Genomic DNA, 18,378 nt, shown 5'->3' on the forward strand with positions numbered 1-18,378 from the left:
GATTTTGGTTTTTTTCATTGAAAATTTAAATGGTTTTGTAACATTTTAATAATTGCCGTATCCAAACACTGGATCCGATTATTTAAAAACTTAAATCAATTAAAATGAAAAAATATAGTACAGTAGTTATTGCATTCTTATTTTCTGCATTGTGTTTCAATGTTTTTGCACAAAAATCGTATTCATTTGAAGTTTTGAAAACTGGAAACGGGAAAAAATCGATTATTTTTATTCCAGGATTTGCCTCGTCTGGAGATGTTTGGAAAGAAACCAGAGCTGTTTTCGAAAAAGATTTCAGTTGTTATACTTTAACGATGTCTGGATTCGCAGGTACAAAACCATCTGGAGACGCTTCTTTTGACAATTGGAAGAACAGCATTGCTACTTTCATCAAAAATCAAAAAATAGAAAAACCGATAATTGTCGGGCACAGTATGGGCGGCGGTTTGGCTCTTGCTCTTGCTACAGATTATCCAGATTTGATCGGAAGTATTGTTGTGGTAGATGCGTTGCCTTGTCTGGCGGCACTCACAGATCCGTCTTTTAAATCCAAAGTAAATAATGATTGTACGGCTATGACCAATCAGATGCTTGCTATGTCGAATGAAGAATTTTATGAAATGCAGAAAAAATCCATGCCAAGACTTCTCGAAAATGAGTCAAAACTTGAAATGGTGGTAGATTGGAGTGTCAAATCAGACCGAAAAACCTTCGGGCAGCTATATTGTGATTTTTATAATACTGACTTGAGAGCCAAAATTGCAGCTGTAAAATGTCCTTCGTTAATCTTATTAGAATCCTATTTCATAAATTTAAAACCCGCAATCGAATCGCAGTATCAAAATTTAAAGACAGCACAGTTTGAATATGCTAGCAAAGGAATGCATTTTATTATGTACGATGACCCGTCTTGGTTTATGGCTCAGTTAACTAATTTCATAAAATCGTAAAATGGAATTCGAAGAAATTTACAGCACATACTGGGACAGAATTTTCAGGCTCTGTATGGGTTTTGTCAACAATCACAGTGCAGCACAAGATTTGGCTCAGGAAACTTTTATTATTGTCTGGCAGAAATTGGGCACATTTAGAAACGAATCAAGTATTGGAACTTGGATTTTTAAAATTGCATCAAATAATTGCTTGAGGCAGATTGAAAAAGAAAAACGTTTTCCAAAATCAGAACTTCCGATGCATTTAAGCGAAGAAAAACAAAAATCTCTCGAACCTCAGATTCAGTTTTTGTATAAGTGCATTGCCGAACTTCCAGAAACAGATCGTATCATTATTTCGCTTGAGCTGGAAGAAATAAAACAAGCCGAAATAGCTAAAATCGTCGGTCTTTCTGAGGCCAATGTAAGAGTGAAAATTCACAGGATAAAAGAAAAACTGACTCAAAAATTCAAACAAAATGGATAATATAGATTTCAAAGATTTATGGAAAATGCAAACCGTAAATCAACCCGATATAGAAGATTTAAAAAACAGGCTGAAACAGTTCAAAAAATTGGCTTTGAGAAGTTTATGGATTATGAATATTTCACTTTTTGCAACTTCGGCATTTATCATTTTTGTCTGGGTTTACTATCAACCACAGTTTATTTCGACTAAAATCGGAATTATTTTGACCATTTTAGCCATGGTGGTTTATATGTTTGTACACAATAAATTATTGGCGGAGTATAAAATAATAGATTCGACGCAGACCAATCAGGAATATCTTCAAAAACTGATTCTAATCAAAAAAAAGCAACAATTCCTGCAGACCAAAATGATGAGCTTTTATTTTATCGTACTGACACTTGGAATTGGCCTTTATATGTATGAATATGCAAGCCGAATGAGTTTTTTTGCGAGCAGTCTTACTTACGGAATAACGCTAATCTGGATTTTGTTCAACTGGTTTTACCTTCGTCCAAAACAAATTAGAAAACAACAGCATAAAATAAACAGTCTGATCGAAAAGTTTGAGGATGTCTGCAATCAGTTGGAATAATGATAAAAAAAAGAAGCTTCGTAAAAATCTACGAAGCTCTCTTTTACCAAAAACAAAAATTAAATTCTAATTTTATACTATCTAGGAAATATGTAAGTTTTTGTGTGAACTACAATAATTCCTTCATTGTTTGCTGTGCCAGTTAACTCTGAAACCACTTTTCCGCCAACATAAATTTTAGCCGTAAGGGTTTGTCCTGCAAGTCCTCCGTAACCGCTTGTGTGTAATAATGCGCCGTCACTGTCTGCATTAGCTGTGAACTCTTTTGTCCAAGGCAGTACATTGATGTCTTCAATAAGTGGGGCGCCACTTTTTTCCATATAAGAAACATCCATTTTTCCAGTAAAATTTCCTGTTACTTCATATTTGACGTCTCTTGATGATGAGCTGTTGTTATCGTCGTTATCACTGCTGCATGAAGCAAATGTGAATGCAAGTGTCAAAACCAGCATGATTTGTTTAAAATATGTTCTCATGTGCATTGTTTTTATCTGTTATACATTTAAATATTCTACTCAACAAAAGTAGAGCCTTAATAAAGTGAGTACAATACCTGATAAAGTGTATTTTCTTTTACCTGATTTCAGGTAAAAAAGGACCGATTTATTTTGTAAGGAATTTAGTTTTAATAACTTTGAAGAAATACCGCTTATGAAGAAACTATACGCCTTTTTACTATTTTTATTTTTTTCTGCCCTTTCTCACTCACAAGTTATCCTTTCGCTTGACGATGATTCGGTTTATATTGACAGCATCGTCAAGATTACAAAAAACACACAATCTGATAGTGTGCGAAGTCTTTATAGTTTTAAGCTATCAAAAATGTTTTTGATGGTTCAGGATATTCAGAACTCCAAAAAATATCTCGCTCAAGGCAATAAATTAAAAGCCAATTATCCTTTTCTTAGAGATGCTGCTGTTTTTTACAATGCTTATGATTTTATAGAAAAAGGAGATTTTGAAGGCTTCGAAAAGGCATTATTGGATGCCAATTCAAAACTTAAGAAATATTACACTAAAGAAGCATATCGTTTGCGTGCCATTATACTTCAAAACTACGGTATAATGCTGCAACGCAAAAACAACGAAAACGCTTATATGAGATTATTGGTAAACGAAGCGATTCCGATTGCCAAAAAAAGTGGCGATTATGAGTTGATTAGCGGATTGAGTAAGGCCGTTGCTATTATTTTTATGAATAATAACGAGCGCGAAAAAGCCGCAGAATATCTGGATCAGGCACAAAAATATATTGAAAATGCCAATATGAAATCTCCAACGCTGGCAGAGTCAAAGATGGAGACTTATATTATGAATGCTGAAAATCTGATAGAACTTAAACATTTTTATGATGCCGAAAAAGTACTCGAAAAAGCCTATTCGACTTTAAAAAATTACCCTGATTCAAACCTAAACGATTCTTATTTTTATTCGGAAGGACTCTATTTTGCCAAACAGAATAAACATAAGGAAGCGTTGGTGAGTTATAATAAAGGAATCATTTCTTCAGAAAAGCATAAAAATGCTATCGCCTTAAACCGATTAAAATTTGCAGAATACGAAGTACTTTTTAAACTTAAAGATTTTGAAAAATGTAAAAGCAATCTTGAATATTTGATTGAAAATACGCCGTTTATAATTGACAAAAAGAATTATTATAAAGAATTGTCTAAGCTTTACAATGCAACAAAAGATTATTCAAAAGCTTATTTTTATTCGAATAAATACAATGTAACCAACGATAGTATAAATGATGTTTCTTTAAGAAATGAAATTGTAGAACTTGAAGCCAAATATCGAAAAGCCGAAAGTGAGAAGAAGATTTCATTGCTTCAGTCAGAGAACGAAAAGACCGTTTTGCAGGCCAATAATAACCGCCTAAATTCTATGCTTTTTGCGGTGCTTTCGTTTCTGCTTTTCCTCACAGTTTTGTTTCTCTGGATTTGGAATAACAATCAAAAGAAATTGGGTTTTCAAAAAGAACTAAACCATAGACAGGAAGTCGAAGCATTAGAAAATGAACAAAAACTATCGGTTTCAAATGCATTAATTGAGGGAGAAGAAATTGAAAGGAAAAGAATTGCAAGAGATTTGCACGACGGACTCGGAAGTATGCTTTCGGGTTTGAAAATCCATTTGAATCTTGCAGATAAAGAAGGTGCGGTTTCTACTTCAAATATTAATTCAATGCTCAACGACTCCATTAAAGAGCTGCGGAATATCTCTCAGAATTTGATGCCCGAAAGCTTGTCAAAATTAGGACTTGAGCATGCTTTGAAAGATTTGTGTGCAGCAAACTCCAGTTCAGAAACCCAAATAGAATTTCAGTACCTCGTCAAGAAAAAATCAAGTTTAGATCCGCATTTTGAAGTTGTGATTTACAGGATTGTTCAAGAGCTTCTAAACAATGCTTTAAAATATGCCGCGGCTTCAGAGATTCTGGTTTCCTGTTCGCAAAACAAAGACGTGTTTTTTATTACGGTAGAAGATAACGGAAAAGGTTTTGATATCCGAGAGACTGAATCTAAAGAGGGAATGGGCCTTAAAAACATTAGAAACCGTGTGGCTTTTTTAAACGGAAAAATCGAAATCGATTCTGAAATTAATAAAGGAACCTCGACTTATGTTGAGTTAAAAGTACAAAACTAGTTTAAAATGAGATATAAAACCGTAATTGTAGACGACCATCCGATTGTAATTTCAGGAATAGCAGGCTTGCTGTCTGATTTGGATAACATTGAAATTGTAGAAAAATTTGAATCGGGTGTTGCGCTTCTAAATTATATTGAAGAAAATACTGTCGACTTAATTTTGATGGATATTTTCCTTCCCGTTATTAATGGTGTTGATTTGTGTAAAACCATCAAGCAGAAATATCCAAAACTGATAATTATCGGTATGAGCAGCCAGTCCGAAAGGAGTTTAGTGATGCAGTTCATTCAGAACGGTGGGAATGGTTATGTTCTTAAAAATGCTTCTTTTGGTGAATTTAAAGAATGCATCAACAGAGCAATAGACGGTGAAATCGTTTTTAGCGAAGAAGTAAAAATGATAATCAGCCAGCCTTTGTCCGAAGATTTAGAAAGAATTCCGAGCCTAAGCCGAAGAGAGCGTGATATTGCTTTGCTGCTTTCGCAGGGAAAATCGACTCAGGAAATTGCAGACGATTTGTTTCTGAGTTTTTTAACGGTACAAACCCACCGACGCAACATTCTTCAGAAATACAAAATGAAAAACGTAGCCGAATTAATCGCTTTTCTTTTAAAAAATAATCTTTTGAATTAAGAAAAAATGACTTGAAAAATGTCAAAATGGCATTTTGTTAAAATGGTTCGCATTTTGCTGTTTGTTTTGTAACTTTAAATTCAAACTAAATAATTAAAAACATGGGAGGTCCATATATTATTCTTGCTGGAGCCATTATGCTTGTAAGCTGGCTAGTGAGTTCTAAATTAAAAAGCAAATTCGAATTATACTCTAAATTACAGCTTCAAAACGGAATGAGCGGCCGTGAAATCGCCGAAAAAATGCTCGCAGATAACGGAATTACAGATGTTCGTGTAATTTCGACTGATGGTCAGTTAACAGATCATTATAATCCGTCTGATAAAACGGTAAATTTGAGCGAAGCAGTTTACAATCACCGAAATGCGGCGGCAGCGGCGGTTGCAGCACACGAATGCGGTCACGCTGTTCAGCATGCAATTGGCTACGAATGGCTGACAATGCGATCTAAATTGGTACCTATTGTAAGTATTGCTTCAAATTATGTACAATGGATTTTGATTGCTGGAATTTTGATGATCAGAGTTTTTCCGCAGTTATTGTTAATCGGAATTGTCATTTTTGCTGCAACAACTTTATTTTCGGTAATCACACTTCCTGTTGAATATGATGCCAGCAATCGTGCACTCGCATGGCTTGAAAACAAACGTATGCTCACACAGCAGGAGCAAGCGGGAGCAAAAGATGCCTTAAAATGGGCGGCGAGAACTTATCTGGTAGCTGCAATTGGTTCTATTGCGACTTTACTGTATTATATTTCGATTTATTCTGGAAGCAGGAGAAACTAATTTGATAATTGAGATAATTAGTCAATTAGATAATTATAGTAAACCCGACACATTTCAAAATCTGTCGGGTTTTGTTTTATACGATTTTGTATTTTGTTAGGAAATAAAACAAAATCCATATTCCGATTATTATATAAAGACAGTTTAAGTGTCTTTTGTTTTTATATCTGTATATCTTGATGGTAAGAATAAAGGAATATATCAAGCTTATTGGGATAGACATTATAAATAAAAAGCCTCCTAAGCCTGGTACGCACGGTCCTCCATGATCAATTTTATTGCAGATGAAAGCTACCGTGAAATATGAAATAAAAAAGAATAAAGTTTTTAGTTCAGGTCTAATGTTTTTCATTTAGATTTTGCATGAAATTATCTAATTATCAAATTATCAAATTGACAAATTTTCTAATTCTAATTCTAAAGCTGAATCTGCCTATCAATCTGCTGGTCAAGCGAAATAAAGGTTTCGGTTCTAGAAACGCCTTCAATTGCCTGAATTTTGGTATTTAAGAGTTGCATCAAATGTTCGTTGTCGCGACAGATGATTTTGATTAATACAGACCAGTTTCCGGTTGTATAATGACATTCTAAAACTTCGGGTATTTTTCGCAGTTCCTTTACGGCTTCCGAGTTTCTAGAAGCTTTGTCGAGATAAACTCCAATAAATGCCATAGTGTTATAACCTAATACTTTTGGATTTACAGTAAACTTAGAACCCGAAATGACACCGGATTGTTCGAGTTTTTTTAATCGCTGATGAATGGCTGCTCCAGAAATTCCTATTTTGTTGGCAATTTGTAAGATCGGTTTTCTGGCATCGTCCATTAAGTATCGAAGGATTTCTTTGTCGATTCCGTCAATTTCAATTAAAAGGGAATTAATTTTCATAACTTAAAATTTGAAACTATTTCTTGTGATTTGGGTTTTGAATAGAAATCAAATGTAGTTAAAATGAAGGAAAAATAAAATTACAATTTTTAAATCCCAAATTCCAAATGAACATAGCTTGTGGTTTCTACCAATGGGAAATGTATCATTGGGTATTTCAGATTCAATTGCAAGATGTGTAATAGTTGCAGATGTTCATTGCGTTCCTGCGGTTGAAACCGCAGGTTATGTTTTCTTTCACGAATGTTCTACATATAGTCTGTAGTTTTAACCACGGGAGCCAAACAGATCAAGAATTGGTTAAAAAGAAAAATTCCAAATCCCAAGTGATTAAGTTGGAATTTGGAATTTAAATATTTTTCGGTTTGAACGGTTTATTTAGCTTTGTTTGCTTCGGCGATATATTTTTCTAAAGCCATTGTCATAGAAGGCGTTTCAGGAGTCGGAGCAAGAATGTCTATTCTTAAACCGTGGTCAAGAGCTTCTTTTTGAGTTGTGCTTCCAAATACAGCGATTCTGGTGTCGTTTTGTTTAAAATCAGGGAAGTTTTTAAACAAAGATTTAATTCCAGTCGGACTGAAAAAAGCAAGAACGTCATAATAAACATCTGCAAGATCAGATAGGTCGCTCATTACAGTTCTGTAAAAAATTGCTTGAGCCCAATCTACTTTAAGACCGTTTAATGTAACAGGAGCATCTGCATTTAATTGATCCGATGCAGGCAGTAAGAATTTCTCGTCTTTGTACTTTTTGATAAGAGGAGATAAATCTGCGAAATCTTTTGCTCCAACGTAAATTTTACGTTTTCTGTAAACAACATACTTTTGAAGATAAAAAGCTACAGCTTCAGATTGACAAAAATATTTCAATCCTTCAGGAACTTTGTAACGCATTTCATCGGCCACTCTAAAAAAATGATCTACAGCATTTCGACTTGTTAAAATGATCGCAGTGTAATGATTAAGATCGATTTTTTGTAATCGAATCTCTTTTGCGCTAACCCCTTCCACATGAATAAATGGTCTGAAATCAATTTTTATTTTGTGTTTTTGTTGGAGCTCAAAGTAAGGAGAATTCTCCACTTTAGGTTCAGGCTGTGACACCAAAATTGTTTTCACTTTCATATTATAAACATTTTCTAAGCACTCCCTTTTAGTATCCAATAATACATAAAATAATAAGGGGCTATTTCAAGAGCGCAAAGATATAAAATAAAATAAAATAACTTGCCGATTATTGCATTTTGATATGTTTTAATTGAAATAAAGTACGAGTATAGGCTGATACAGAGCGAAATGACTATAATTGCAAGCGGTATTGCTTCTGGAATATTGTTGTAATAGAACAAAACAGCGTTGATAGGAAGGATAAAAACACCGATATAAGTTCTGTAAGTTACTTTCTGAAGGTTAAAAAGCTCTACAAATTCGTCAATATTAAAGGCGGCTCCTACAATTTTTTCTATTAAATATTTTCCGAGGATGAAATACAATAGAAAGGTTGCAATCCGAATAAACAAAACCCAGTCGGTTTTTAGGATTTTTTCATCGTAGATATTCATCGTCAATAGAATAAAAAAAGCAAACGAAACAATCTGAACAAAAAACAAACCTACCGTAAAACTGCTTTTAAGGTGGTTGTTGTCGCGGTATATTTTTGCGTATTTGTCAGAAAAAATAAGTCTGCTGAATTCGCTGAATCGGGTTTCGTAAGCAGATTTTGTCATCGCTACAACGGCAAAGGCTACTACAAATAAAAGTGTCGCCCAGTCTTTGTTTTCTATAATTCGAGGATGAAGTTGTTCAATCATAATAATACAAAATTAGTAATTTTTTAATGCAATGCTTTTATTATATATTTATTATGAATCAAATGCTATAAAAAGTTTACTTTTGCGGTGAAATTACCCAGAAAAAATGAATGATAGTATTGTCATAATTCCCACTTATAACGAGATTGAGAATATAGAAAGTATAGTAAGAGCAGTACTTTCGCAACATAAAACTTTTGATCTTCTGATTATCGATGATAATTCTCCAGACCATACAGCAAAAAAAGTTATTGCCTTGCAGGAAGAATTTCCCGGAAAGCTTTTTTTAGAACAGAGAACCAAAAAATCAGGTTTGGGAACTGCTTATGTTCACGGTTTTAAATGGGCTCTGGAACGTAATTATAGTTTTATTTTCGAAATGGATGCTGATTTTTCGCATAATCCAAACGATCTTGAAAAATTATATGATGCTTGTCATTTTGGAGGAGCCGATCTAGCAATTGGTTCCCGTTATGTAACAGGTGTAAATGTAGTAAACTGGCCTTTGAGTCGTGTTTTAATGTCTTACTTTGCATCTGTATATGTTAAGTTTATTACTGGAATGAAAATTCATGACGCTACAGCTGGCTTTGTTTGTTACAAAAGAGAGGTTTTAGAGAAAATCAATCTTAACAAAATAAAATTTGTGGGTTATGCGTTTCAAATCGAAATGAAATACAGAACCTATTGCGCTGGTTTTGAGATTAAAGAAGTGCCGATTATTTTTACTGACCGTACAAAAGGAGTGTCTAAAATGAGTAATGCGATTATTAAGGAAGCTATATTAGGTGTAATTTCACTGCGATTAAGAAAATTAGTCAATTCATTATAAAACAAAAAAACAATGAATAGGATTTTAATAAAAAATGCCAAAATTGTAAACGAAGGGAGAATTTTTGAAGGAGATGTATTAATTGAAAATGATATCATTGCAGAAGTTGCAGATAGTATCAGTTTGAAAACTTCTGACTGTGTTGTGGTTGATGCAGAAGGGAATTATCTGATTCCTGGTGCGATAGACGATCAAGTTCACTTTAGAGAACCGGGTCTGACGCATAAAGGTGATATTGAATCGGAGTCTAGAGCGGCTGTTGCGGGAGGAATTACCTCTTTTATCGAACAACCTAACACAGTTCCGAATGCAGTAACTCAAGAAATTTTAGAAGAAAAATACCAGATTGCTTCTCAAAAATCATTTGCGAATTATTCGTTTATGATGGGGGCAACCAATGATAACTTGGAAGAAGTTTTAAAGACGAATCCAAAAAATGTTGCTGGAATCAAGATATTCTTAGGTTCTTCAACAGGAAATATGTTGGTTGACAATGAGGCTGTTTTAGAAAAGATTTTTTCGAGTACTCCAATGTTGATTGCAGTGCATTGCGAAGATGAAACTACTATTAGAAATAATCTTGCAGAGTTTAAAGAAAAATACGGAGATGATGTTCCTGTAACGGCACACAATTTAATCAGAAGTGCTGAGGCTTGCTATATTTCGTCTTCAAAAGCAGTAGCGCTTGCAAAAAGAACGGGTGCAAGACTTCATATTTTTCATCTTTCGACAGCAAAGGAAATGGAGTTGTTTACGAATAAAATTCCGTTAGAAGATAAAAAAATTACGGCAGAAGTGTGTGTTCACCATCTTTGGTTTACCGATGAAGATTACAAAACAAAAGGGAATTTCATTAAATGGAATCCTGCTGTCAAAACAGCTACAGACAGAAAAGCACTTTGGGAAGCTTTAAACGACGGCCGAATTGATGTAATTGCAACAGACCACGCACCTCATACCAAAGAAGAAAAAATGCAATCTTACCTGAATGCTCCTTCTGGAGGGCCGCTTGTACAGCACGCAGTTGTGGCAATGTTTGAAGCGCATCACCAAGGAAAAATCAGTGTAGAGAAAATCGTCGAGAAAATGTGCCACAATCCGGCCAAAATTTTCAAAATAGAGAAAAGAGGCTTTATCAAAGAAGGTTATTTTGCCGATTTGGTTATTGTAAATCCAAGCCTTCCATGGAGTGTAAATGCCGATAACATTTTATACAAATGTGGTTGGTCTCCTTTTGAAAATATGGCTTTTAAATCGAGAATTACGCATACTTTTGTAAATGGCGAATTGGTTTACAATAATTTTAAAGTAAAAGACAGTCGCGCCGGAAAACGATTATTGTTTGATAGATAAATTGCTGTAATGAAAAATTATTTGCTAATACTGCTGGTTTTGTTTCTTTCTGTAAGTTGTAAAAAAGAGCTCGTAAAAGAGCCTGCAAAACTTATTGAAAGAGAAAAAATGATTGATATTATGTACGATTTGTCGATTTTGGATGCGATAAGGTACCAAAGACCTTTATCTTTGGATTCTCTAGAAAGCAGTACAACAAAATTTATTTTGAAGAAATACAAAATTGACAGTCTTCAGTTTGCGCAGAACAATATCTACTATGCAACAGATTACGAAACTTACAAAGATATGTTTGACGAGGTCAATAAAAGATTGGCTCAAAATCAGAAAATAACCGATTCTCTTGTAAAGATTGAAGAAAAAAAAGCATTGAAAAACAAAGGTAAGTCAAAAGAAACGCCTAAAGATTCTGTAAAGAAACCAGAAATAAACAGCAATGACCAACCCATGGATCAATAATTAATTTAAGCTTTTTGAAGTGTCTTTAATATATTGATGAATATCTAAAAAAACCGTTCCTAGAGCGGTTTTTATTTTTTCATTAGCATATAAATTTTTAGAATAAGATGCTTTTGCAGAGGGTTTGGTAATAGTTCTTTTTCTGAAAAATAAAGTAGAAAAAAGACTGTCGGCCATCCAGAGCATGTTCATCAAAAAAGGAGTGGCGTGTATTGAAGGTCTTTTTACTTTTAGAACATCTGCAATGGTATTGATTAAATCGCGAAAAACGATATTTTCTGCAATTAGTGTAAAGCGTTCGTTTTTAATGCTGCCTCTCATCAATTCAAAAGCGATTCTTGTTACATCGTCTATGGCGACAAATCCAGTGTTTCCAAGTGTATAAAACGGAAGTCCGTTTGCAATTTTTTGGTAAATTTCGCCGCTTCCTTGTTTAAAAATTTCTTTAGCCGCAATAGGTCCCAGAATTACGCCCGGATTTAGTATAATTACATCCAGACCTTCCTGTTGTGCGCGCCAAACCTCCATTTCGGCTCCGTATTTAGAAATAGCATAATCGCTATGCGGTTTTTCAGGATTCCATTCGGTTTCTTCTGTAATATGAGTTTCATGAGATGCTAAATCGCCCAAGGCGGCAATTGAGCTTACAAAGCAGAATTTTTTGATTTCTTTGGCAATGCAGAAATTGACGATATTAGCAGTACCTTCAATATTGGTTTTTCGGAGTTTTTCCTCGTCTTTTGGGTCAAAAGAAATCAGTGCAGCACAATGATAAACATATTCGATACCAATAAACGCTTCCTCAAGTGACGGGATGTCTAAAATATCAGCTTCAATCCATTCTATCTTTTCGAATAAAGTAGCTTTTTTATAAAGCAGAAAAAGCTGTTTTGTTTTTAGGATGTTATTTTGGTTGCGGTAAATTGCTCGTACATTTTCTCCATTTTCAATCAAATGAAGCAATAAATGTGCGCCGACTAAACCTGTTCCTCCAGTTATTAATACCATTCTGTAAAGGTAAGTTTTTGCTTTTAAGGTGCAAAGTCACAGAGGGACAAAGTTGCAAAGGTTTTTTTTGATTTTGACACAAAATGGTCAAAGCGCAAAGTTTCTGTGGATTTTGTAACCTTAAAACGTTGCGCCTTGACTCTTGGTATTTTTAAACGGTTTTTGTTTAAAAAATAGTATAGGCAAGTACTACATCTAATGATTTGTAATTTCCAACAAAGCTAGAGTGTCCGTTAATTAAATCTTTTCTGACATTTGCTCTTACTTCTGCACTTAGTTTGTTTTTAAAATTGTAACCAAGTCCAGTAAAGAAACTTCCGGTTGGATTGCTGTCAAAATTTAACAATACAGCCGTGTATTTGAATTTCCCCCCAATGTTTAATGTATATCCTGCATTGATAAAGATTTTAGAAGTATTGTTTAAGAAAAAATAATACCGCGCTCCAACTGGAACTACTATGCTTGAATATTTCACTTCTGAAGAATAGTCTGTTTTTCCTCCATTGTTTCGGTTATTTGCTAACCCAAAATCCTGTTGGTCCTCATACTGCTCGTAGGTTGGATTTACAAAAAGACTCCATTTGTTTTTGTTGAAAGGCAATATAAGTTCTCCTTCAAGGCCCATTCTCAATATGGTCTTTTTGTCGTATTGCACGTCACTATATCCTCCTGTTGCATCAATTGAAATAGAAGAGAAGCCAACTCCTGCAGTCACTTTTAAAAGATAAATACTCTTATTCGCTGATGTAATTGTGTTTTCTATTTCTTTTGTTGAAACATTGTTATATTTTAGAAAATATTTCATTAATGACTCTCTTTTATAGATTACTCTTTTGATGTCATTGTCGGTTATGTTTTCGGATTTGACATTATTAAGTAATTGCTGTCTATAGTAATTGTTTTCTATTGCAGTTCTAGGAGTACTTTCTTGGTCAAAGTATTCTTTATAAACCAATTGTTCTAGTTGGCTGTTTTTGGTTTCATAAAAAAATCGGGTCATTTCTGGATTGACATATTGGTATAAAGACGTATCTCCCTTAACTAAAACTTTTAAAAAAATGAGATCTTCTTTCCAATCCGGATTTTTATTAACTGATAGTCTTTCCAATTCACTGCTCGAAATGTCAATATTAACTTTTGCTCTTTGATAAGTGTTGTTGTCGTTGATTCCAAATTCCTTAACATTCGCAATAGTCTCAGTTTTTACGTTACTATCTTCAATGTTGATTTTGTATTTAAATTCGATTGGATTGTAATTCCAATCTACATTCTTTATATAACATTCTGTTTTTTTGTTATCATTAGAAATGAAATAGCCTTTTTCAAAAGAAATTTGAGCATTCATGAGTGAATAACAAAATAAAAAAGTTAAGAGTAAAAATTTTTTCATAGTTGATGGTTTTGATTGCGGCGAAACTAGAAAAAAAGTAGGTCTCTTTCTTACGGTTTTACAGAATTTATGATTTTTTTTCAGAGCTGTTTTGCAATGTTTTGGTAGATAGTTGTTTAGGTTTTTTGATTTCTTTTAACAAAGGCGCTAATATGCAAAGCCTTCATTTTTATCACTAAATGAAAATCACATAGAAATAAAAAAACTTTGTGGCTTAGAGTCTTCGTGGCAACTTTTTTGACATTGCGATTGCCATTGATTATATTTGCGCAAAATATTTTTAAAAATGAAGAATCTAGTTGAAGAATTAAAGTGGCGCGGTTTATACCATGATAGCATGCCAGGAACGGAAGAACAATTGCTAAAAGAGGTAACATCGGCCTATATTGGTTTTGATCCAACGGCTGATTCACTGCATATTGGCAGTATGGTTCAGATTATTTTACTGGTTCATTTAAAGAATTTCGGTCACCAGCCAATTGCACTTGTAGGAGGAGCAACCGGAATGATTGGGGATCCGTCAGGAAAATCAGATGAAAGAAATCTGTTGAACGAAGAAACGCTAGCTAAAAACGTTGCCGGAATAAAAAGTGTTTTGTCGCGCTTCTTAGATTTTAATTCGAAAGAACCAAATGCACCAATTATGGTAAATAACTATGATTGGATGAAAGAGTTTTCGTTTATCGATTTTGCACGTGAAGTTGGAAAACGTATCACGGTAAACTACATGATGGCAAAGGATTCTGTTAAAAAGAGAATTAACGGAGAAGGAGAAGGAATGTCTTTCACAGAATTTACATACCAGTTAATTCAGGGATACGATTTTTATCATTTATATAAAAACAACAACTGCCTTTTGCAAATGGGAGGTTCAGATCAGTGGGGAAATATTACTACTGGTACAGAATTAGTACGCAGAATGGGTGGAGAAAATGCAAAAGCTTTTGCATTGACAACACCATTGATTACAAAAGCAGACGGATCTAAATTCGGAAAATCGGAAGGTGGAAATGTTTGGCTAGATGCTGATAAGACTTCGGTTTACAAATTTTATCAGTTTTGGGTTAATGCTACAGATGTGGATGCTGAAAAGTATGTAAAAATCTTTACTTTCTTAGATAAAGAAACAATTGATACCTTAATTGAAGAACATCAAACAGCACCGCATTTAAGGGTTTTGCAAAAGAAACTAGCAGAAGAAATTACAGTTTTTGTGCATAGTCGTGAGGAATTAGAAAAAGCGATTCAGGCTTCGAACATTTTGTTTGGAAATTCTACAGCCGAAGATTTAAAGAAATTGGATGAAAAAACTTTCTTAGAAGTTTTCGATGGAGTTCCTCAAGCAGAAATCGCAAAAACAGATTTAGAAAACGGACTGGATATTATTACAGTTTTAAACGAAAAAACGGGTTTCTTTAAATCAAACGGAGAAGCTAGAAGAGCATTGACTGCCAATTCTATTTCGGTAAATAGAGAAAAAATCAAAGAAGATTTTGTTTTGACAGCAAATGATTTGATTAATAATCAGTTTGTTCTGCTTCAAAGCGGTAAAAAGAATTATTTTGTGATTCGTGTTGTTTAATGGCTTGACTGATTTTTAATCGAAATCAAATTTTACAATACCATCAAATTACACCCACGAATATCAGAATTATCAAAACGTCCCAATACTTCGAAAGAGTTGTTGGGATTTTTTTTTCCTAAATCTTGTGTTGCAATAAAAGAGCAGGAGTTGATGTTGGCCAAATCAATAACGTTGATGCCACCAGTTTTTCCATCTTTCACGTAAGTGAGGGCATCTTCAGGATCGCGGACTAAAATATTCATCCAAGAAGGGCATTCAAATACACCTTCGCCTAAAGAATAAGCTTGAGCTAAAAGTTCAGTCATGCCATATTCTGAATGGATAGAAGAAACGCCGAAACCTTTGCAAAGTATTTCGTGCAATTCTTCGCGAATCATTTCCTTGCGTTTTCCTTTCATTCCTCCAGTTTCCATAATGATGGTGTTTTGAAGGTTGAACTGATGTTTTTCGATTAAATCCAATAACGCATAGGTTACTCCGATTAAGATTACGTTTTGACCAGATTCGTCTAATTCTGTCAATTTCTTTATCAGGTCGTCGTGATTGTGTAGATAGAACCCGCTTTCCGACTGATTGGAGCGTTTTATTAAATCTTCTACCATATAAATAAGCGAAGAGCCTTCTCTTTCTAAATAAGACGGCAAAAGTGCCAAAACAACATAATCTTCGATGTTACCGTAGAATTGAGAAAACCCTTTCTGGTAACTTTCTTCGTATAAGGAAACATCAGTTACTAGATGCCTGCTGGTAATTGCGCCAGTTGTGCCACTGCTGGTAAAAGTAACCTGAACGGGATTTGTATTTGATACCACCTCATGGCTTTTGAAGAACTGAATAGGCAGAAACGGTATTTGCTGGATGGTTTTTACCTGTTGTGGATTGATATTTAGAAAATCACAGAAATCGCGGTAAACTTTATTGTTTTCGTGCTGAAAACGAAACACTTTTAGTGCTGTTTTTTCAAATTGTTTCTGACTCGAAATGGTAAATATATCGCTGGCTGTAATCAAAACTTTTTTTTGCAAAGATAATTGATTTTAGTGTTCAGTGCTGGGTTTTAAGTGTCCAGTTTTTTCAGGTTTTGCCTAAAAATAAAAAAAGCTCCCAAAGAAGCTTTTTAATATTATCTGATGATCAGTTTTCGTGTGGCCGAGGCATTTTGTTCGCTTATCTTGATGATATAAACACCTGGAGGTAGTTCTGATACATTTAATTCTCTTGTTGTGAGATGTGCCTGAAGTACTTTTTTTCCGAGGATATCAAAAACGATGATTTCTTTTTCCAAATCATTTTTTGAAGAGATGTAAACTTTTCCGTTTGTCACTGGGTTAGGATACAAGCTCAGTCCCTCAATGACTGCGGCGTCTTGAGGTTTTGGTAATTGTTTACTGTCCTGCGCCGAAACGTTTACAGTAAAGAAAAAAGCCAATAAGAATGTAATATAAAAGTAGTTTTTTGCCATCGCATTTTTTTGGATAAGTAAATATACAAAAAAAATGACAAAAAGTGCGCCAAAAAAAAACATCCTAATAATTTAGGATGTTTTTAACATTTTGTATTCGAAGTTATTAGCTTTGTATAGTTACAGATAAGTGCTGTCTTCAAAAAAAAACACCCTAATAAATAGGGTGTTTTTGAATATTGTTTGTCTTACGAGATTATAGACCTAATGTCCATCCAGCAGTCCAAGTAGGAACTCCTGATCCGTTTCCTGCTCCAGTTGCAGTTGTAGATTCTGTGAAAACTTTCGCTACATCAGCAGCTGCTCCAGCAGTAGTTGTACCTTTAGATTTAAGCGTTACATCTTCGAATTTAACATTAGTAGCTAATAAATCAGTTCCAGCATATCCAACGCTTTCGTCGTGTTGAACATCAAATCCAGTTTTCCAACCTTTTATTACGACGTTGTCAAATTTACCTTTAGTACCAAATCTTAATTTGAAAGCTTGTGATTCTCCGCTTGTATCATTAACTCCAGCGCCGATTAAAGTTAAACCTTTGATATTTGGGAACGCAATTGGTGCAGCTAAGTTGTTGTTACCATTGTTATCAGCTTCGATACCTCTGTTACCAGCGTTAGTTCTGATTCCGTACCAGTTTTCACCATTTCCAACCCATCCTTCAGTCCAGTCGAATAAATCATCACCAACTTTTTCTGCGTGTTTGTTAGAAACTACTAAGTGTTTTGCGCTTACAGTTCCACCAAACCACTCGAATCCGTCATCAGAGCTTTCGAAAACTTGAACGTAATCTACAACAGTTCCATTTCCAACTCCGAAGAAAGAAACTCCATTGAATTCTTTATCACTGCTGTATGTATAACCTGGGTATTCAATTCTTAAATATTTGATTGAACCTGAGTTGTCAGCAGCATCAGTTCCTCCATATGCTAACTCAGAAACTTCAGCAGTAGCAGTACTACCTATGTTTTTGTTGATTGGTGCTTTTCCACAAAGTACTAATCCTCCCCAAGCACCTGGTATTTTTGTTTCACAAGTCATAACAACTGGACTAGTGGCAGTTCCTTGAACGTCGATTTTTCCTCCTTGTGCAACTGCAATATATCTTACAGCCTCAAATTGATTTGCTCCTAATGCTGTAGCTTCAATGATAACTCCAGGTTTAATTGTAAGTTTTGCAGTGTTTTTAACTACTAATTTTCCTGTAAGTTTGTAAGTTCCAGATTCTAATATAACCTCTCCACTGTTGATTTCTCCTTGTAAATTGTTTCTAACTACTACGAAATCTGATTTTGGCTCGTCCTTTTTGTTGTCGTCGCTTGAGCAAGACGTTGTTAGTGTTACTAGCGATAAAGCTGCTAAGCCGAAAATTGTTGAAATTGCTTTTTTCATTACTTTTTTAATTAGTTTGTGTTTATGCAAAGATTAAAACTTAAGTATTAATCAACGTTAAGCCGTTGTCAACTGTTTGTTATGTGTTTTTTACTGTAATGTTAATTAATTGCTAACACAGTATTTGTTTTG

19 protein-coding genes are annotated in these 18,378 nt (G+C 34.4%); 10 read left to right on the forward strand and 9 right to left on the reverse strand.

What is annotated here, in order from left to right; translation table 11 throughout:
• Positions 1–104 precede the first annotated feature (104 nt).
• From ACFFLS_RS01120 to ACFFLS_RS01130, 3 genes are read left to right on the forward strand one after another with little or no spacing between them, the layout of a single operon-like run.
• On the forward strand, positions 105–950 hold the full coding sequence (locus tag ACFFLS_RS01120) for an alpha/beta fold hydrolase (protein ID WP_379683708.1): 846 nt from the start codon (positions 105–107) through the stop codon (positions 948–950).
• 1 nt (position 951) lies between these two features.
• Positions 952–1,419: an RNA polymerase sigma factor gene (locus ACFFLS_RS01125; protein WP_379683707.1), complete on the forward strand. Its 468-nt coding sequence runs from the start codon at positions 952–954 to the stop codon at positions 1,417–1,419.
• A complete protein-coding gene (locus ACFFLS_RS01130; protein WP_379683706.1) occupies positions 1,412–1,996 on the forward strand; it encodes a hypothetical protein in 585 nt (194 codons plus the stop codon). Before ACFFLS_RS01125 ends, ACFFLS_RS01130 begins: the two co-directional genes overlap by 8 nt.
• A 77-nt stretch (positions 1,997–2,073) precedes the next feature.
• On the opposite strand, the gene ACFFLS_RS01135 is transcribed toward ACFFLS_RS01130, so the two are convergent.
• A complete protein-coding gene (locus ACFFLS_RS01135; protein ID WP_379683705.1) occupies positions 2,074–2,472 on the reverse strand; it encodes an MmpS family transport accessory protein in 399 nt (132 codons plus the stop codon).
• Positions 2,473–2,647: 175 nt separating this feature from the next.
• On the opposite strand from ACFFLS_RS01135, the gene ACFFLS_RS01140 reads away from it, so the two are divergent.
• The 3 genes from ACFFLS_RS01140 (at position 2,648) to ACFFLS_RS01150 (ending at position 6,069) form a co-directional block, all read left to right on the forward strand.
• On the forward strand, positions 2,648–4,645 hold the full coding sequence (locus tag ACFFLS_RS01140; protein ID WP_379683704.1) for an ATP-binding protein: 1,998 nt from the start codon (positions 2,648–2,650) through the stop codon (positions 4,643–4,645).
• Positions 4,646–4,651: 6 nt separating this feature from the next.
• Positions 4,652–5,281: a response regulator gene (locus ACFFLS_RS01145; RefSeq protein ID WP_379683703.1), complete on the forward strand. Its 630-nt coding sequence runs from the start codon at positions 4,652–4,654 to the stop codon at positions 5,279–5,281.
• Between the two features lie 101 nt (positions 5,282–5,382).
• The gene (locus ACFFLS_RS01150; RefSeq protein WP_379683702.1) at positions 5,383–6,069 is read left to right on the forward strand and encodes a zinc metallopeptidase; all 687 of its coding nucleotides are present in this window, start codon (positions 5,383–5,385) and stop codon (positions 6,067–6,069) included.
• A gap of 417 nt (positions 6,070–6,486) precedes the next feature.
• On the opposite strand, the gene ACFFLS_RS01155 is transcribed toward ACFFLS_RS01150, so the two are convergent.
• The 3 genes from ACFFLS_RS01155 to ACFFLS_RS01165 form a co-directional block, all read right to left on the reverse strand.
• Positions 6,487–6,957 (reverse strand): Lrp/AsnC family transcriptional regulator, encoded by a 471-nt coding sequence (locus ACFFLS_RS01155; RefSeq protein WP_012022648.1) that lies wholly within the window; start codon positions 6,955–6,957, stop codon positions 6,487–6,489.
• 374 nt (positions 6,958–7,331) lie between these two features.
• Complete coding sequence (locus ACFFLS_RS01160; protein WP_343110271.1) at positions 7,332–8,081, reverse strand: uroporphyrinogen-III synthase; 750 nt, start codon at positions 8,079–8,081, stop codon at positions 7,332–7,334.
• 14 nt (positions 8,082–8,095) lie between these two features.
• The gene (locus ACFFLS_RS01165) at positions 8,096–8,767 is read right to left on the reverse strand and encodes a DUF4271 domain-containing protein (protein ID WP_379683701.1); all 672 of its coding nucleotides are present in this window, start codon (positions 8,765–8,767) and stop codon (positions 8,096–8,098) included.
• Between the two features lie 106 nt (positions 8,768–8,873).
• Here ACFFLS_RS01165 and ACFFLS_RS01170 point away from each other — a divergent pair, with 106 nt between their 5' ends.
• The 3 genes from ACFFLS_RS01170 to ACFFLS_RS01180 are packed head-to-tail and all read left to right on the forward strand — an operon-like array spanning position 8,874 to position 11,411.
• The gene (locus tag ACFFLS_RS01170; protein WP_379683700.1) at positions 8,874–9,599 is read left to right on the forward strand and encodes a polyprenol monophosphomannose synthase; all 726 of its coding nucleotides are present in this window, start codon (positions 8,874–8,876) and stop codon (positions 9,597–9,599) included.
• 12 nt (positions 9,600–9,611) lie between these two features.
• Complete coding sequence (locus tag ACFFLS_RS01175; RefSeq protein ID WP_379683699.1) at positions 9,612–10,952, forward strand: dihydroorotase; 1,341 nt, start codon at positions 9,612–9,614, stop codon at positions 10,950–10,952.
• A gap of 9 nt (positions 10,953–10,961) precedes the next feature.
• Positions 10,962–11,411, forward strand: a complete 450-nt coding sequence (locus ACFFLS_RS01180; protein ID WP_379683698.1) for a DUF4296 domain-containing protein — start codon at positions 10,962–10,964, stop codon at positions 11,409–11,411.
• Here the strand turns inward: ACFFLS_RS01180 and ACFFLS_RS01185 are convergent, their stop codons facing one another.
• Together ACFFLS_RS01185 and ACFFLS_RS01190 are read right to left on the reverse strand one after the other, a co-directional pair.
• A complete protein-coding gene (locus ACFFLS_RS01185; RefSeq protein WP_379683697.1) occupies positions 11,412–12,419 on the reverse strand; it encodes an NAD-dependent epimerase/dehydratase family protein in 1,008 nt (335 codons plus the stop codon).
• Between the two features lie 166 nt (positions 12,420–12,585).
• The gene (locus tag ACFFLS_RS01190) at positions 12,586–13,809 is read right to left on the reverse strand and encodes a porin family protein (protein WP_379683696.1); all 1,224 of its coding nucleotides are present in this window, start codon (positions 13,807–13,809) and stop codon (positions 12,586–12,588) included.
• 286 nt (positions 13,810–14,095) lie between these two features.
• On the opposite strand from ACFFLS_RS01190, the gene tyrS reads away from it, so the two are divergent.
• Positions 14,096–15,391: a tyrosine--tRNA ligase gene (gene tyrS, locus ACFFLS_RS01195; RefSeq protein WP_379683695.1), complete on the forward strand. Its 1,296-nt coding sequence runs from the start codon at positions 14,096–14,098 to the stop codon at positions 15,389–15,391.
• A 32-nt stretch (positions 15,392–15,423) separates the two neighbouring features.
• Here the strand turns inward: tyrS and ACFFLS_RS01200 are convergent, their stop codons facing one another.
• The 3 genes from ACFFLS_RS01200 to ACFFLS_RS01210 all read right to left on the reverse strand — a co-directional run bounded on the left by ACFFLS_RS01200 (position 15,424) and on the right by ACFFLS_RS01210 (position 18,246).
• Positions 15,424–16,404, reverse strand: coding sequence for a LuxE/PaaK family acyltransferase (locus ACFFLS_RS01200; RefSeq protein WP_379686333.1), 981 nt, complete (start codon positions 16,402–16,404; stop codon positions 15,424–15,426).
• A gap of 113 nt (positions 16,405–16,517) precedes the next feature.
• Positions 16,518–16,856 (reverse strand): T9SS type A sorting domain-containing protein, encoded by a 339-nt coding sequence (locus tag ACFFLS_RS01205; RefSeq protein ID WP_379683694.1) that lies wholly within the window; start codon positions 16,854–16,856, stop codon positions 16,518–16,520.
• Positions 16,857–17,052: 196 nt separating this feature from the next.
• The gene (locus ACFFLS_RS01210) at positions 17,053–18,246 is read right to left on the reverse strand and encodes a beta-helix domain-containing protein (protein WP_379683693.1); all 1,194 of its coding nucleotides are present in this window, start codon (positions 18,244–18,246) and stop codon (positions 17,053–17,055) included.
• Positions 18,247–18,378: the final 132 nt, after the last annotated feature.

Source organism: Flavobacterium procerum (assembly GCF_042431625.1).
In the GTDB taxonomy this organism is placed as follows: domain Bacteria; phylum Bacteroidota; class Bacteroidia; order Flavobacteriales; family Flavobacteriaceae; genus Flavobacterium; species Flavobacterium procerum.

Coding starts and splice junctions, on each gene's coding strand:
- ACFFLS_RS01165 (WP_379683701.1), bottom strand. CDS start 8,767: ATGATTGAACAACTTCATCCTCGAATTATAGAAAACAAAGACTGGGCG.
- ACFFLS_RS01210 (WP_379683693.1), bottom strand. CDS start 18,246: ATGAAAAAAGCAATTTCAACAATTTTCGGCTTAGCAGCTTTATCGCTA.
- ACFFLS_RS01150 (WP_379683702.1), top strand. CDS start 5,383: ATGGGAGGTCCATATATTATTCTTGCTGGAGCCATTATGCTTGTAAGC.
- tyrS (WP_379683695.1), top strand. CDS start 14,096: ATGAAGAATCTAGTTGAAGAATTAAAGTGGCGCGGTTTATACCATGAT.
- ACFFLS_RS01205 (WP_379683694.1), bottom strand. CDS start 16,856: ATGGCAAAAAACTACTTTTATATTACATTCTTATTGGCTTTTTTCTTT.
- ACFFLS_RS01185 (WP_379683697.1), bottom strand. CDS start 12,419: ATGGTATTAATAACTGGAGGAACAGGTTTAGTCGGCGCACATTTATTG.
- ACFFLS_RS01170 (WP_379683700.1), top strand. CDS start 8,874: ATGAATGATAGTATTGTCATAATTCCCACTTATAACGAGATTGAGAAT.
- ACFFLS_RS01135 (WP_379683705.1), bottom strand. CDS start 2,472: ATGAGAACATATTTTAAACAAATCATGCTGGTTTTGACACTTGCATTC.
- ACFFLS_RS01140 (WP_379683704.1), top strand. CDS start 2,648: ATGAAGAAACTATACGCCTTTTTACTATTTTTATTTTTTTCTGCCCTT.
- ACFFLS_RS01180 (WP_379683698.1), top strand. CDS start 10,962: ATGAAAAATTATTTGCTAATACTGCTGGTTTTGTTTCTTTCTGTAAGT.
- ACFFLS_RS01125 (WP_379683707.1), top strand. CDS start 952: ATGGAATTCGAAGAAATTTACAGCACATACTGGGACAGAATTTTCAGG.
- ACFFLS_RS01145 (WP_379683703.1), top strand. CDS start 4,652: ATGAGATATAAAACCGTAATTGTAGACGACCATCCGATTGTAATTTCA.
- ACFFLS_RS01160 (WP_343110271.1), bottom strand. CDS start 8,081: ATGAAAGTGAAAACAATTTTGGTGTCACAGCCTGAACCTAAAGTGGAG.
- ACFFLS_RS01130 (WP_379683706.1), top strand. CDS start 1,412: ATGGATAATATAGATTTCAAAGATTTATGGAAAATGCAAACCGTAAAT.
- ACFFLS_RS01155 (WP_012022648.1), bottom strand. CDS start 6,957: ATGAAAATTAATTCCCTTTTAATTGAAATTGACGGAATCGACAAAGAA.
- ACFFLS_RS01190 (WP_379683696.1), bottom strand. CDS start 13,809: ATGAAAAAATTTTTACTCTTAACTTTTTTATTTTGTTATTCACTCATG.
- ACFFLS_RS01175 (WP_379683699.1), top strand. CDS start 9,612: ATGAATAGGATTTTAATAAAAAATGCCAAAATTGTAAACGAAGGGAGA.
- ACFFLS_RS01120 (WP_379683708.1), top strand. CDS start 105: ATGAAAAAATATAGTACAGTAGTTATTGCATTCTTATTTTCTGCATTG.